The organism is Tianweitania populi (genome assembly GCF_014652875.1).
GTDB classification, from domain to species: Bacteria; Pseudomonadota; Alphaproteobacteria; order Rhizobiales; family Rhizobiaceae; genus Tianweitania; species Tianweitania populi.
Window position 1 is genome coordinate 827,808 of record NZ_BMZQ01000002.1, and the last position, 13,666, is coordinate 841,473.

At 59.4% G+C, this 13,666-nt stretch carries 14 protein-coding genes and 1 tRNA gene; 8 read left to right on the top strand and 7 right to left on the bottom strand.

Annotated features, from left to right (window positions below; genetic code table 11):
• Nucleotides 1-4 precede the first annotated feature (4 nt).
• A complete protein-coding gene (holA, locus tag IE166_RS13280; RefSeq protein WP_189504580.1) occupies nt 5-1,033 on the bottom strand; it encodes a DNA polymerase III subunit delta in 1,029 nt (342 codons plus the stop codon).
• A 162-nt stretch (nt 1,034-1,195) separates the two neighbouring features.
• Here holA and IE166_RS13285 point away from each other — a divergent pair, with 162 nt between their 5' ends.
• Genes IE166_RS13285 through IE166_RS13295 form a run of 3 tightly spaced genes read left to right on the top strand, consistent with a single transcriptional unit; the run spans nt 1,196 to nt 3,389 of the window.
• Nucleotides 1,196-1,843 carry a CDP-alcohol phosphatidyltransferase family protein gene (locus IE166_RS13285; RefSeq protein ID WP_189504581.1) on the top strand — a complete coding sequence of 216 codons (648 nt, stop codon included), beginning with the start codon at nt 1,196-1,198 and terminating at the stop codon, nt 1,841-1,843.
• Entirely contained in the window at nt 1,840-2,451 is a 612-nt protein-coding gene (locus IE166_RS13290; RefSeq protein WP_189504584.1) for a lysophospholipid acyltransferase family protein, read from the top strand. The genes IE166_RS13285 and IE166_RS13290 overlap by 4 nt, the downstream gene beginning before the upstream one ends.
• The gene (locus IE166_RS13295) at nt 2,451-3,389 is read left to right on the top strand and encodes a phosphatidate cytidylyltransferase (protein ID WP_189504586.1); all 939 of its coding nucleotides are present in this window, start codon (nt 2,451-2,453) and stop codon (nt 3,387-3,389) included. The genes IE166_RS13290 and IE166_RS13295 overlap by 1 nt, the downstream gene beginning before the upstream one ends.
• Here the strand turns inward: IE166_RS13295 and IE166_RS13300 are convergent.
• The 3 genes from IE166_RS13300 to IE166_RS13310 form a co-directional block, all read right to left on the bottom strand.
• Nucleotides 3,371-3,853: an MgtC/SapB family protein gene (locus IE166_RS13300; RefSeq protein WP_189504589.1), complete on the bottom strand. Its 483-nt coding sequence runs from the start codon at nt 3,851-3,853 to the stop codon at nt 3,371-3,373. The genes IE166_RS13295 and IE166_RS13300 overlap by 19 nt on opposite strands.
• Complete coding sequence (locus tag IE166_RS13305) at nt 3,850-4,236, bottom strand: DUF1622 domain-containing protein (protein WP_244641463.1); 387 nt, start codon at nt 4,234-4,236, stop codon at nt 3,850-3,852. Before IE166_RS13305 ends, IE166_RS13300 begins: the two co-directional genes overlap by 4 nt.
• A gap of 162 nt (nt 4,237-4,398) precedes the next feature.
• Nucleotides 4,399-4,473: transfer RNA gene (locus tag IE166_RS13310), tRNA-Gly, on the bottom strand.
• Between the two features lie 141 nt (nt 4,474-4,614).
• Here IE166_RS13310 and IE166_RS13315 point away from each other — a divergent pair.
• From IE166_RS13315 to IE166_RS13330, 4 genes are all read left to right on the top strand, one after another.
• Nucleotides 4,615-5,112, top strand: coding sequence for a prolyl-tRNA synthetase associated domain-containing protein (locus IE166_RS13315; protein ID WP_189504591.1), 498 nt, complete (start codon nt 4,615-4,617; stop codon nt 5,110-5,112).
• Nucleotides 5,113-5,169: 57 nt separating this feature from the next.
• On the top strand, nt 5,170-6,150 hold the full coding sequence (gene trxA / locus IE166_RS13320; protein WP_189504593.1) for a thioredoxin: 981 nt from the start codon (nt 5,170-5,172) through the stop codon (nt 6,148-6,150).
• A 96-nt stretch (nt 6,151-6,246) separates the two neighbouring features.
• Nucleotides 6,247-6,918 carry an LON peptidase substrate-binding domain-containing protein gene (locus tag IE166_RS13325; protein ID WP_189504595.1) on the top strand — a complete coding sequence of 224 codons (672 nt, stop codon included), beginning with the start codon at nt 6,247-6,249 and terminating at the stop codon, nt 6,916-6,918.
• A gap of 21 nt (nt 6,919-6,939) precedes the next feature.
• Nucleotides 6,940-7,161, top strand: a complete 222-nt coding sequence (locus IE166_RS13330) for a Trm112 family protein (protein WP_189504596.1) — start codon at nt 6,940-6,942, stop codon at nt 7,159-7,161.
• A 6-nt stretch (nt 7,162-7,167) separates the two neighbouring features.
• On the opposite strand, the gene IE166_RS13335 is transcribed toward IE166_RS13330, so the two are convergent.
• Genes IE166_RS13335 through IE166_RS20690 form a run of 3 tightly spaced genes read right to left on the bottom strand, consistent with a single transcriptional unit; the run spans nt 7,168 to nt 13,062 of the window.
• On the bottom strand, nt 7,168-10,536 hold the full coding sequence (locus tag IE166_RS13335) for an error-prone DNA polymerase (protein ID WP_189504598.1): 3,369 nt from the start codon (nt 10,534-10,536) through the stop codon (nt 7,168-7,170).
• Nucleotides 10,533-12,086 carry a Y-family DNA polymerase gene (locus IE166_RS13340; RefSeq protein ID WP_385965655.1) on the bottom strand — a complete coding sequence of 518 codons (1,554 nt, stop codon included), beginning with the start codon at nt 12,084-12,086 and terminating at the stop codon, nt 10,533-10,535. Before IE166_RS13340 ends, IE166_RS13335 begins: the two co-directional genes overlap by 4 nt.
• Complete coding sequence (locus IE166_RS20690; protein ID WP_244641464.1) at nt 12,079-13,062, bottom strand: ImuA family protein; 984 nt, start codon at nt 13,060-13,062, stop codon at nt 12,079-12,081. Before IE166_RS20690 ends, IE166_RS13340 begins: the two co-directional genes overlap by 8 nt.
• Nucleotides 13,063-13,242: 180 nt before the next feature.
• Here IE166_RS20690 and IE166_RS13345 point away from each other — a divergent pair, with 180 nt between their 5' ends.
• Complete coding sequence (locus tag IE166_RS13345) at nt 13,243-13,665, top strand: metallopeptidase family protein (protein ID WP_189504601.1); 423 nt, start codon at nt 13,243-13,245, stop codon at nt 13,663-13,665.
• The last annotated feature ends 1 nt before the right edge of the window (nt 13,666 follow it).

Consider the following 13,666-nt stretch of genomic DNA (forward strand, 5'->3'; position numbering starts at 1 on the left):
TTCCTTACGGACGGTGCAGGGTCAGTCCTAGCAGACAGCGCTCGATGATCGCATCGCTGAGGTCGGGGTAACGCCGGCTTTCCAGCACGGCCGCCTGCACGCGCTGCAAGGCGCTTGAGGCTTGTGGCAGGGAGAAGCGGGTCAGGGCACGTTCCACTGCCGCCTTCCGATCGAAGTAAAGCGGCGGGCGAGCCATGCCGATGACCGCTCCCGCAGGCCGGTTGGACGCTTGCATTTCAGCGCGCAGAGTCTGCACGATCTGTAACTGGCGAAGTGCAGACAGGAGCAGGGTCGTTCTGTTGCCGCCGGCCGATTTGAACCGTAGGAGCGCCTGCTGAAAGCCGAACACGTCACCCTTGAGCGCGGCGTTCAGGGCATCATCGGCAGAGGTCGCGGACACGTCACCGATCAGCAAAGCGACATCGTCTTCCTCGACTTCCGACTTGCCATGGCAATACAGCGCCAGCTTTTCGATCTCGCCACGGGAAGCCAGCCGGTCGCCGCCGAGCAGGGCCTTCAAACGGGATCGGGCGGGCAGGCCGATGCGCAAACCGTATGGCTGCAGGCCTTCATCAATCAGGGCATCGATGGCGCGTGGATCGTCGCTGTAGCAAGGCAACGCCATGCCGCTGAACGCCGTTTCTACGACGCCACGCACGCCGGCGCCCTTCTTCAAATCGCCGCCCTCGATAAGCACCAGGGCATCGGCAGGCGGGCATTTGGCGAGATCCTTGATGGCGTCCGCAAATGCCTTTTGCGCGCCGGCATTGCGGATCCAGATCAGGCGCTGGCTGCTGAACATGGAAAAGGTTTTCACCTCGTCGAACAGGCGGCCTGGATCGGACTCGATGTCGCCTGCGTCCAAACGCACGACGGAAAACGGATCATCCAGTGCGATGCCAGTTGAAAGCGCGAACTTGCGCGCACGCTCGGCAACAAGGCCGCGATCAGGGCCATAGACCAAGATGATGCGGGCGGTACGGTCCGGCCGGGCAAGCCAAGAGTCGACTTCGTGGTTCTTCTTTTGCGCCATGGGAACAATCAGTGTCTCACTCCGGGCAGGTGGTAACCGAACAACCCCAGGCCTGTCACGCGGCCAGACGCTACACGTTCTGCTTGCCGCAGCGGCAGCGACTCTGGTTTTACGGGTCGAACCCGGCTATCGGGTGAGTCGGGGTTGTATGTGGGGGATCGTATGGCAGAACAGGTGAACGAGCACGCGACGGCGGATCGCCGGCCTTTGGCGTCGCGGAGCACCGGCTGGGCACAAGGTCTGGCGAAGCTGCTTCTCAAGACGTCGGCCACCCCGAATGCCGTATCGGCCACCGGCATCGGCTTTGCGGCGCTCGGCGGCCTGGCTTTCGGCTACGGTCCTCAGCATCCCTGGTTGTTTCTCGTGGGTGCGCTGATGGTGCAGCTGCGCTTGTTGTGCAATCTTTTGGACGGCATGGTCGCGGTGGAAGGTGGCCGTGGATCGCCCACCGGCGCCTTGTTCAACGAAATCCCGGACCGCTTCGAAGACAGTTTTCTACTGATCGGCTTCGGCTATGGCTGTGGACATCCTGAAATGGGATATGTCGCTGCGATCCTGGCGGTCATGACCGCCTATCTTCGCGCCTTCGGCGCATCGCTCAGTTTCGGACAAGACTTTGGTGGACCCATGGCCAAGCCGCAGCGTATGGCGGCATTGACGATCGGTGGCGTGCTCGCCTTCTTTGAAGCCGTGTTGTTTGGTTCTTTGTACAGCCCGGTGATCGTGTTGGCGGTCGTGATCTTGGGCACGGCATGGACTTGTGCGCGCCGCATCGGCGCCATGAGCGCGCGTTTGAAGGACCGGGCATGATCGACCACATCCTGATCGGACTGGCGCGCTTTCTTGTTGGCGGGCGTCCCGAGTGGCGCGGCACGCAGCCATCCCTGCGCCAGCGGATCTACTTCGCCAATCACGGCAGTCACCTCGATACGATCCTGCTTTGGGCCGCGATCCCGACGCGCCTGCGGCCGACCACGCATCCGGTTGCGGCGGCGGACTACTGGGGCAAAGGGCGCCTGCGCCGCTCCGTTGCGCTCGATCTTCTGAATGCGGTTCTGGTTGATCGCAGCGGGGGCGGTGCAGCGTCCGGCCAGGATCCGCTCGCTCCCTTGGAAGAAACGCTGGAACGCGGCCATTCGCTGATCATCTTTCCGGAAGGAACGCGCGGCGGTGAAAAACTGCCGGCCGCGTTCAAGTCGGGGCTGTTTCGATTGGCGACGCGCTTTCCGCAGGTCGAACTCGTTCCTGTTTACCTCGAGAATATGTCGCGGGCTTTTCCGCGTGGTGCCTTTTTGCCGGTTCCGATCTCCTGCCATGTCCGCTTCGGCGCGCCTTTGTACATCGAAGGCGGCGAGACCAAGGAAGCATTCCTGGAGCGGGCACGTGAGGCGATCGTGGCCCTGGCGGAGGTGAACTGATGGATCCGACGCTCGTCACGCTCTTCATCGGCCTGATCACGGTTCTTGCAGCCGCAACCCTGATCGGCCAGATCCTGGGACGTCGTGCCGAAAGCACGGAAGCCCGCGCAACGGTCGACAATCTGAATGCGCGCATCCGGGCCTGGTGGCTGATGGTTGCGATCTTTGCCGTGGCCTTTGTGTTCGGCAAGATCGTTACGCTCGTGCTGTTTGCGCTGACCTCCTTTTACTGTCTGCGCGAGTTCATCTCGCTCACGCCGACCAAACCCGGCGATCATACCGCGCTTGCCTTCGCCTTTTATGTCTTCCTGCCGCTGCAATATGTGCTGATCGGGATCGACTGGCAGTCGCTGTTTTCGATCGCCATTCCCGTTTACGCCTTTCTTCTGCTGCCGGTTTTGGCGGTGCTGCGCCATGACACCGATGACTTCCTGTCGCGCACGGCTAAGCTGCAATGGGCCCTGCTTCTGACGGTCTATTGCATCAGCCACGCGCCCGCTTTGTTGCTGCTGAAGATACCCGGCTTCGAGAACAAGGGCGTGCTGCTGTTGTTCTTCCTGGTCACCGTGGTGCAGGCGAGCGACGTGCTGCAATACATTTTCGGTAAGCTGTTCGGCCGGCACAAAATTGCGCCGGTGGTCAGCCCCAACAAGACATGGGAAGGCTTCGTCGGGGGCGGTTTGGCCGCCACGCTGCTGGGGGCGGGCTTGTTCTGGATCACGCCATTCACACCGCTGCAGGCGGCGGGCATGGCGCTGGCCATCGTGCTTGCCGGCTTCAGCGGCGGGCTGGTTCTGTCAGCCGTGAAACGCTCGATGGGCGCAAAGGATTGGGGCCGCATGATCGAAGGCCATGGCGGCGCGCTCGACCGCATGGATTCCGTGACCTACGCGGCGCCTTTGTTCTTCCATCTGGTGAATTACTTCTTCGCAGCTTGAGCCTGTGCTTCCTTTTCTGAGTCGGGGCTGGTCTTTTCCTCACGGACAGGATCGGGGTAGCTGTCGGCGATGAACAGGATCACGGCCGTGACGAGGCCGACGATTACGCCCAGACCCCAGAAGGACGTACCGATCGCCAAGCCAAGCGCCCCGGTAATCCACACTGCGGCCGCGGCTTTGATGCCTTTTACGTCGAAGCCGCTCTTGAAGATCACGGCGCCGCCGAGGAAGCCGATGCCCGACAGAAAGCCTTGCAGCGTACGTGACAGGGAACTCGGATCGAGTTGCGCGAGGTGGACGCCAAGCAGCATGTAGGTGGTGGAACCGACGGCAATCAGGATCATGCCAGCGATGCCGATTGCCTTGTGGTGGACGCGCCGCTCAAAGCCGATAGCTGCGCCCAGGATCGCAGCTGCGCCAAGCCGCATCAGGATATCCAGCCCGTCCGACCACATCGATATCATCGTGGCTGCCTTTCCGTGTTTTCGCCTGCCTTTTGCCAAGGCCATCGATTCTCGATCTCTACGGTGAGCGAGATCGAGAGGAACGTTCTGATCAGCACGATCAAAGCCAGGATCAGGACGTTTTGCAATGTCGGTCGAATGGCGACCGTACCGATGATGTCGGCAGCCACCAGCAGTTCCAGGCCAAGCAGAATGGCACGGCCAAGCGTTTGGCGGAACTGGTGGTAAGGACTACTTGGCGCAGTGCTGCTGCGCGCCGCTGTGAAGGACCGGAAGAGCGCGTAAGCGGCCCCCAGAACAATAACGGCCACGCCGGTCCCTTCCAGGCCACGCGTTATGGCATGGAGTAGAAAGTCGAACCAGGATGTGGATGCTTCCGTCACCCGGGATCCTTTCGGCAGCGTCACTGGTCAAACGCGGAAGCATCAAGAATGTTGCCGCTCAGTCGTCAGTCACTGATGGAGGTGCTGGGAGACGAAGAGCCAGAAAACAAAAAAGCCGCCCGAAGGCGGCTTTTTGATCGCTTGAACTTCCCGAAGGAAGATTGGAGCGGGTGAGGCGATTCGAACGCCCGACCCCAACCTTGGCAAGGTTGTGCTCTACCCCTGAGCTACACCCGCTCACACGGCAACGCCGCAAGCCGCGCCTATATGGCCGAAAGCTTTTTCGATTGCAACAGGAATTTCGCGCGCTTGCGCAGCCTTTCCGCTGCCTTTACGGAACGCTGATTATCGTCGGTTTGTAATGCGAGTGAGGGTTCTATGCGTATTGATCGTGAGGGATTGCTGGCGAAGCTCGAGAGGCTGGGGATCCAGACAAGTACCGTCGATCATCCGCCGCTGCACACGGTGGAGGAATCGCAGCATCTGCGCGGCGAGATCCCGGGTGCGCATACGAAGAACCTCTTCGTGAAGGATCGTAAAGATCGCTATTTCCTGCTCGTGGTGGAAGAGATGGCTATCGTCGATCTCAAGACCGTGCATCATGTGATCGGTGCGTCGGGCAAGGTCTCGTTCGGCAAGCCGGAAGCGCTGATGGATCTGCTTGGTGTAGTGCCCGGATCGGTCTGCGTGTTCGGTGCGATCAACGACACCGAGAACAAGGTCACGGTGGTGCTCGACAGTACCTTGATGGAAAGCGCGGTGATCAACGCGCATCCATTGACCAACGAGGCAACGACATCAATCGGGAGGGACGACCTGCTGGCGTTTCTTCAAGCCGTCTCCCACCCGCCTCTTGTCTTGAAAATCACCGCCTGATCGCTCACATCGTGAGCCAAGTCGATGACGGCAGGCTGAAGTCTGGAAGGATGTTTCATGAGCGATAAAGCAAACAATCCCTACGCAAGCGGGGGCCAGCCTTACCAGACCGAAGTCACGCTTGGCGGCGGCATTGCAGGCAATGGGGCCGGCAATGGCGCGAGCGGCGCTGGCGACCTCATCAAGGATACGACGACATCAGGGTTTTCCGCCGACGTGATTCAGGCCTCGCGCACGCAGCCTGTGCTGGTGGATTTCTGGGCGCCGTGGTGCGGACCGTGCAAGCAGCTGACGCCGGTTCTGGAGCGCGTGGTTCAGGCAGCACGCGGCGCGGTGAAGCTTGTGAAGATGAATATCGACGAGCATCCCTCGATCGCAGGGCAGCTCGGCATCCAGTCCATTCCAGCCGTGATCGCGTTCAAGAACGGTCAGCCGGTCGACGGTTTCATGGGCGCGGTGCCCGAAACCCAGATCAAGGCTTTTATCGACAAGCTGACGGCCGACATGGCTGGAGGAACGGCTGATCTGCTGGCGCAGGCGGAAGAGGCGGTGGCACGTGGCGAAGCTGCGATTGCGGCTGATCTTTATGCCGCCGTTCTCGACGAAGACGAGACCAATGTAGATGCGCTGGCCGGGCTTGCGAACCTGTATTTCGATGCTGGACAGGCGGATACGGCGCGCGAGCTGCTTGAGCGTGTTCCCGAAGACAAGGCTGGTCATGCCGGTGTTGCCGGGTTGCGCGCCAAGTTCGCTTTGGCCGACCAGATTGCCGAGCTTGGCGATGAAGGCGAGTTGCAGCGCCGGCTGGGTGCTGATCCCGCCGATCATGCCGCGCGTTTCGATCTCGCTCTGATCGCCAATGCGCGCGGCAACCGCGAAGAGGCTGCCGATCAGTTGCTGGCGATCATGAAGGCTGACCGGGAATGGCGTGAGGACGGCGCGCGGCAGCAGCTTTTGAAGTTCTTCGAAGCCTGGGGGCTGACTGATCCTTCGACGCTCGCAGCACGCCGCAAGTTGTCTTCGCTTTTGTTTCGTTGATCGCGGCGCGTTAACAAACAGTCCTGAGAAAAGGCCGGCACTCTTGAGAAACGGCCGGCCCGCACCAGATCTTTCGCCAACAGCGAGGAGATTTCAGTGCAGGCCGGCAATGCCCATTATCGTGTCGCGGAGGATATTCCTCCGGTGGTCCCGATCTTTCCGCTCTCGGCAGCGCTGTTGCTGCCGGGCGGACGCATGCCGCTGAACATTTTCGAACCGCGCTATCTCAAGATGATCGATGCCGCTTGTGGCGGAGACCGGCTGATCGGCATGATCCAGCCGAGCCTCGACGGCGCGACGCTTGGTAATGGCGAACCAAGCCTATGCGCGGTGGGGTGCCTTGGGCGCCTCGTGTCCTTTGCGGAAACAGGCGACGGCCGCTACCTCATCGGTCTGCAGGGCATCTGCCGTTTTCGGGTATCCGAGGAGATCGAGCACAAGGCGCCTTATCGCCTCTGCCGCATCGCGCCTTTTGTCAGCGACCTCAACGAGGACGCAGGCAGTGGCGAAATCGACCGGCCGGCCCTGCTCAAGACGCTGAAAGCCTATCTCGAAGTCAACGAGTTGGACGCGGATTGGGAAGGCGTGAGCCGCGCGGAAAACGCCACGCTGGTGAATGCGCTGTCCATGATGTCGCCTTATGGCGCGGCGGAAAAGCAGGCGCTGCTGGAAGCGCCGGATCTGCGCACCCGCGCCGATACGCTGATCGCAATCACGGAAATGGCCTTGGCCCGCTCGCGCGACAGCTTTGGCTCAGGCCTGCAATGAGGGTGAGCCAGGTGGCTTTCCATGGTTGATGAACCGGCGAACAATCCGTCGGCTTCGCGCCGTGTGGCAAAGCTTGATGTGCGTATGCTCGAGCTCCTGGCTTGCCCGGTGACCAAGGGCCTGCTGCGCTATGATGCCGAACATGAGGAACTGATTTCGCCCGGCGCACGGCTGGCTTATCCCGTACGCGACGGCATTCCGATCCTGCTGCAATCGGAAGCGCGGGTGATCGAACTCGACTGAGCCGCCTCATTGAAAGTTGCGGCCGCGCGGCATGACCTTGGCCGACCGCTTGGCGAGTTCCTCGATATCTTCCTTGAACTCCGGCATGTCGCGCATGAGTTTGGCGACGCGTTTTTCAGAGTAGGGCCTGTTCGCGCTTTCGGGTAACGGCCGGCGCACATGGTCGCAATTGGCAAGGCCATGGATCGTGGGGCCATGTTCCGACAGTTCGGCCAGGCGCGGCGTCAGATCCTCGATCTTCTGCGCAATCACATGGATCACCTCGCCTTGATGCTGCAGCTTGCCTGAGACACGAATAAAACGGGCACCCAGCACGATCGGCCTGAATTTTTCGAACGTGTCTTTCCAGATGATGATGTTGGCGAGGCCTGTTTCGTCTTCCATCGACATGAAGATGACGCCCTTGGCCGAACCCGGCCGTTGACGCACCAGAACCAGACCCGCCACGGACACGAAACGGCCGCTCCGCGTCTTGCCGAGATCGGCGCAAGGCAGCGTGCGCTCGCGCATCAATCGACCCCGCAGGAAACTCACCGGATGCGCCTTCAGCGACAAAGTGAGGGTGCGGTAGTCATGGATTACATGTTCGCCTAGTGGCATTTCAGGTAGCTGGGTTGGCGGTTCTAGCTCACGCAGTTGAAGGCCGGCTTGGGTAAACAGCGGCAGCGTTTCGGGAGCAGTCCTAGCATCAAGTGCGCGTGCGGCCCATAAAGCGGCACGGCGGTCGAGCCCAATCGAGCGAAACGCGTCGGCTTCGGCCAAACGCACGATCGTGGATGGGGACAGACCGGTTTTCAGCCATAGATCGCGCACCGACGAAAAGCCTGAACCGCGAGCGGCAACCAGTTTTTCAAGCTCTGCCTGACTCAGCCCTTTCACCTGGCGGAAGCCGAGCCGCACCGCATGGCGGCTCTTTATGACTCCGCGCATGGAGCGATGCCGGTAGGCAATATGATCAGGCCGAAATGCTGCTTGTTCCAATGTGCAGTCCCAATCGGAATGGTTGATGTCCACCTCGCGAATATCCAGACCATGTTCGCGTGCATCCCGTACCAGCTGAGCCGGAGCATAGAAGCCCATTGGTTGTGCATTCAGAATCGCTGCGCAAAACACATCGGGATAATAAGTCTTGAACCAGCAGGAGGCATAAACCAGTAGGGCAAAGGACGCGGCGTGGCTTTCGGGAAAGCCGTACTCGCCAAAACCTTCGATCTGGCGGAAGCAGCGTACGGCAAAATCGCGCGGATAGCCGTTGTCGACCATGCCATCGATCAACTCGTTTTCCAGCTGCGAGATGATGCCGACGCGCCGGAATGTCGCCATGGCTCGGCGCATCTTATCGGCCTTCTGCGGTGAGAATCTGCCGCATTCTATTGCGATTCTCATTGCCTGTTCTTGGAAAAGCGGAACGCCAAGTGTTTTGCCGAGGATCGCTTTCAGTTGCGGCTTGATGTAGTCGACCTCTTCCTTGCCCTCACGGCGCCGCAGGTAAGGGTGAACCATATCGCCTTGGATCGGGCCTGGGCGCACGATCGCAACCTCGATCACCAAATCGTAGAATTCCTTTGGCTTAAGTCTGGGCAGCATCGACATTTGCGCACGGCTCTCGATCTGGAAGACGCCCAGCGTGTCGGCCCGGCAGATCATGTCATAGACGTCCTTCTCGCCTTCCCGGATGGTTGCAAGGCTATGAACCACCTCGTCTGGATAGTGCGCGCCAAGCAAATCGAAGCAGCGGCGAAGGCAGGACAGCATGCCTAGCGCTAAGATATCGACTTTGAACAAGCCGATGGAATCCAGATCTTCCTTGTCCCATTCGATCATCTTTCGATCGGGCATTGCCGTCTTCATGATGGGAACGATCTCGTCGAGTCGATCACGCGTAATGACGAAACCGCCAACATGTTGGCTTAAATGACGAGGAAACCCCTGGATCGCATTGGCGCAGTCAAAGAATTGGCGTGTCAGCGGGTCATTCATCTTGAGGCCTGCTACTTCAGCCTCCTGCTGTCCAAGAGCTTTCTGTCCCCAACGCCATGTGGATGCGGACAAGGCAGCAATCGTGTCTTCGGAGAAGCCGAGCGCTTTGCCGACTTCCCGCATGGCTGAGCGTGATCGATAAGAAATTACAGCCGCAGCGAGGGCAGTATTTTTATAGCTGTATTTCTTGTAAATATATTGGATCACGACTTCCCGCTTCTCATGTTCGAAGTCGACGTCGATATCCGGTGGCTCGCAGCGCTCTTCAGAAATGAAGCGCTCGAACAGAGTTTCCATTCGATGTGGCCCGATATCAGTGATGTTTAGGCAATAGCAGATCAATGAGTTGGCGGCTGAACCACGCCCTTGGCATAGAATTTTTTGAGAGCGCGCGTAACGAACGATATCGTGGACTGTTAAAAAGTAACCAGCATAGTCAAGCTTCGCCACCAAGGCGAGTTCCTTGCGCAGCGTTTCCAAAAGCTGGTCATCAGGAGAGACAAAGCGTTGCTTTGCTCCTTCCCAGGTTAGACGTTCCAGCTCTTCTTGTGCTGTTGCGCCAGCGCGTGTCGATTCAACGGGGTAGTTGTGTTTAAGTTCTTTAAGAGAAAATTTTAACGTGCCTGCAAAGCGCTGCGTCTCAGCTAATGCATTATCGTAGCCGGAAAATAGTTTTGCCAGCTGCGATGGCGACTTTAGATAGCGTTCCGAATTGGCTTGGCGGGCTAATCCGATTTCCGCAATTGGGCGGTTGAGGCGAATGGCAGTGACGACATCCTGCAGTTCCCGAAACTCTGGTCGATGGTATAGGACGTCGTTGACTGCCATCAACGGTAGGCCGGAATGCTTTGCGAAGGCGGCAGTTTGCGCCAACCGGAAAGCGTGGTCGCCTCCATATGTAGGCGCAAAAGCCACCCAGACTGAGCGGCCGAAGTGTCGGTAAAGATCTTTGAGAAAGCTGAGCGTTTCCTGCTCCTTCGCATAAGGATCAGCCAGAACGGCAAGAGAGATGTCCTCTCCCCATTCAAAAAGATCGCTTCGGTAAAGGTGTGATGCACCTTTTTCGCTTTCTTCCCGCAGGTTGGCCTGGCTAAGAAGCCGACAAAGATTTCCCCAACCTTTACGATTTTGCGGATAGGCCAGAACATCTGGCGTGCCGTCGCAGAACACCAGCCGGCTACCGGGATGAAACGAAAACCCGTTCGTTTTCGCCATGTTCCAGGCGCGTACAACACCAGCCACCGTGTTGCGATCAGCAAGGCCAATGGCCTTGTAGCCAAGCTCCAACGCGCCGCCGACCATCTGCTCGGGCGAGGCCGCGCCATGCAGAAAGGAGTAGTTCGACTGAACCGCAAATTCGGTATAGGCCGTTTCAGGTTTTCTCACGAGGTTCATGCAAAGATCCCATGCATGTACCAGCGCGGTAGAGGCGGAGAAGCCAAGCGCAAATCATCCTCGTTCTCCGTTGCAGGGTTTGTCGGCTGAGCTATTTTGCTTTCTATGCGCCGTGCTTCTTCATCGGCTTTTTCCTTCATCAAGGGCGCCAGTCGCGGCTCGCCTTCGTAAAGGCCTTCTCGAAACAGCCAGTAGCGATAACCCTCGCCGTCTTCGACACGGTAATAATCACGCGTTTCTCCTGTTTCGTCGCGCCACCATTCCGGTGTCAGCCGTTCCGGGCCTTCTGCGCGGACGATGCGGTGATGCATGCGGCGCCAACGGAAATGCGCCGGCGGTCCTTCTGGTATCTCTGCTGTGACTTCAACCGGTTCGGGCATTCTGAGGAGACGTAAAGGACGCGAAAAGGTGGAACGAGGGCCGCTCTCCTTCTCCTTACCTATAAGGGCTGTACCCGGTACGTGGGCAACAGCCCGTTCGGGTATATGGCTCGCAACTTCCATAGGGTGGACAACCACTTGCCGCCCTAGCCTTGCTTCTACCCGGTCAGCCAGAAGCGCGATGTTTTGCACTTCGCTATTGCCTTCTTCAATCATGTCATTCTGGACTTCGACATAGGGCTGAGCTGTTAGAACGGACAAGCGCAGGAGGTCGAAGCCATAGCCGGTATCCAGTTTTTCACTGACGGCAGCGAGTTTCTCGTGGAACAGAAGTTGGATCAGCTTTGCCTCGCGTAAGGGGCGGGCGGTATGAACACGCAGGCAAAATACTGTGCCATCGACACGAAATAGTGCCAGTTCCAGGGATGTTACGCCTTCACCTCGCGCGGCCAAAGCGGGCTGCAGGGATGTAGACAAGGTAAGCACAAGCTGTTCGATGTCTTCCAGCGTGCCGATCGGTTCAAAGAAGCGGCGTTCGGCTGACAGGCTGGGAACAGCGCGACGAGGTCTAATGGATTCGTCCACCCGGCCCACGGCTTGGTCGAGGCGCAAAAGAAGGTCCTTGCCGAAGCGTTTGGCGAGTGGAGCACGGGGAGCGGATAAAACCGCGCCCACTACGCGCAGGCCTACGCTTTCCAAGCCTTGGCATGTATCAGGCGCAAGTCGCAAGGCAGACAACGGATAAGGTGCCAATGTCTCTGCCTCGGCGCCTTCGGCAATGATGGCGCCTGACTGAAAGTGAGCCAGCGCATAGGCTGCGCCGGGCGTTGCGGCGAGACCGGCTCGGACATCAAAGCCTTGGCCACGCATTCGCTTTAGTACATCCGCCATAAGAGCAGCTTCGCCGCCGAACAGATGCGCGCAGCCGGTGATGTCGAGATAAAGCCCGTCCGGCCAATCCATCGCAACGAGCGGCGTGTAGCGATCGCACCAGTCGGCCAGGGCTTCCAGCAGACGACGATCTGCTTCTGGATCCTCTTCAACGATATCGAGATCGGGATGCATCGCCCGTGCCTCGGCAATGCCTTGCCCAAGACGCAGCCTAGACTTCTCCGCCACAGGATCGAGCGCCGCAATGCGTTGTGCATTGTCCTGTCGACGGCTAACCACCAGCGGCGCGCCGCTCGGGCGCTGGGAAGCCCATGACTTTCCCAGGCGCTGGCGCCAAATCCTGTCGGTCAACAGATAAGGAAACCACAGAGCCAGGAACCGTTGGGTAAGCACGGGACGGCCGGTTTGCTGCTTGGTTCGAGAGAGGGTCGTTGCGCAGTTGGAGACGGCGTTCATGAGGGTTCCATTCCAGCGTGAAAGTGCCTGGACGTGCGATGCGGCTTTTGGCGACGGTCAGTTCCAAGCCCGGCGGCCCAAGCGAGCCTCGCAAGGGACCATCAAGCGTTTGCCTGAGAGCCGCGGGCGCAGGGGAAACAAGCAGCCTGACGGGTGCGGCGGTGGGTGTTTGTTCGGCTGATTGGCGCAGCAGGAACACCGGCCGACCGGCCGCTTGCGCCCGGCGATGCAGCCTTCGCGTGGCAGTCAGGTCCAGCATGCGGGGATTGCCGCGCAATTCCAGGATCACGCCGGCTAGATCCGGCAGCCTTGCCGCTTCCTCGCCGATCCACAGCGTGTCGCCGAGCTTGGGCGCTTCGGCAAAAAGAAGGCGCTGCGGCGCGATGCCGAAAGTTTCGCGGATGCCTGCGGCATAAGGCAGGCCGCCTTCGGAAAAAGCTTCCGTCGTGCCCAACCACAAAAGCGGCAGATGCTTTTGGGGCTCGCGCTGCAGGAGCCTGGAACCGAGCGCCAGAACAAAGGCCGCTGCGGCTCCGGCGGCGCGTGCGGTCGGCGCGTGGATTTCCGTGAGCGCACCCAAAGGCAAACCGCCGCCGAGCAGGGCATCGAGCGGCTCCACATGGCTCGGAAGAAGATCGCCATCCGGCAGACCCCGTCCGCTGCGCCGCATGAGGATGCCGTCGGCCGTTTGCCCGTCAGCTGAAGGCGCGGCCAAGCGCTCCGGCAAAACGCCTTCGATCCTGGCAATCTCATGACGCAAGGCGCAAAGCCTTTCCTGCGCCAAGGCTGATACCGCCATGACGTTCCACTCCGGTCGAGTTCGTTCCTGTTATGTTCTTATAGATTCCTGAGGGTGCTCTGAGAGTCAAGCACGCTCTGGAGAATTTATTCCTGACGCTGCGGCCGTAAGGGATGCCAATGCGAAAGCTCTCGAAAGCCGCTGTTTGACGCTCTATATGAGCCGGCCTAAGGAGACCGAATGGCTCGTCTTTATCAAACCCGGCAATGGCATGATCAGTTTTCGCCCTCGATCGAGGAGTTCGAGCTGCTGGCGCTGGAAACCTATGCCCATCTGCCGGAAGAGTTTCGCAAGCTAACCGGCGACATCATCATCCAGATCGCGGAATTTCCGACCGAAGAGATCATGGACGATCTGGCGCTGGAAACGCCGTTCGACCTGCTCGGCCTGTTTGAAGGCCGTGGCATTGCCGAGCGCTGGACGCCGCAAACCGGCGAGGAACCGAACAAGATCACACTCTATCGCCGCGCGATCCTCGATTACTGGTCGGAAAACGAGGAAACGCTGGGCGACATCGTCAGCCACGTGCTGATCCACGAAGTCGGCCACCATTTCGGCCTGTCGGACGACGACATGGAAAAAATCGAGGAAGCGGCGGAATAGG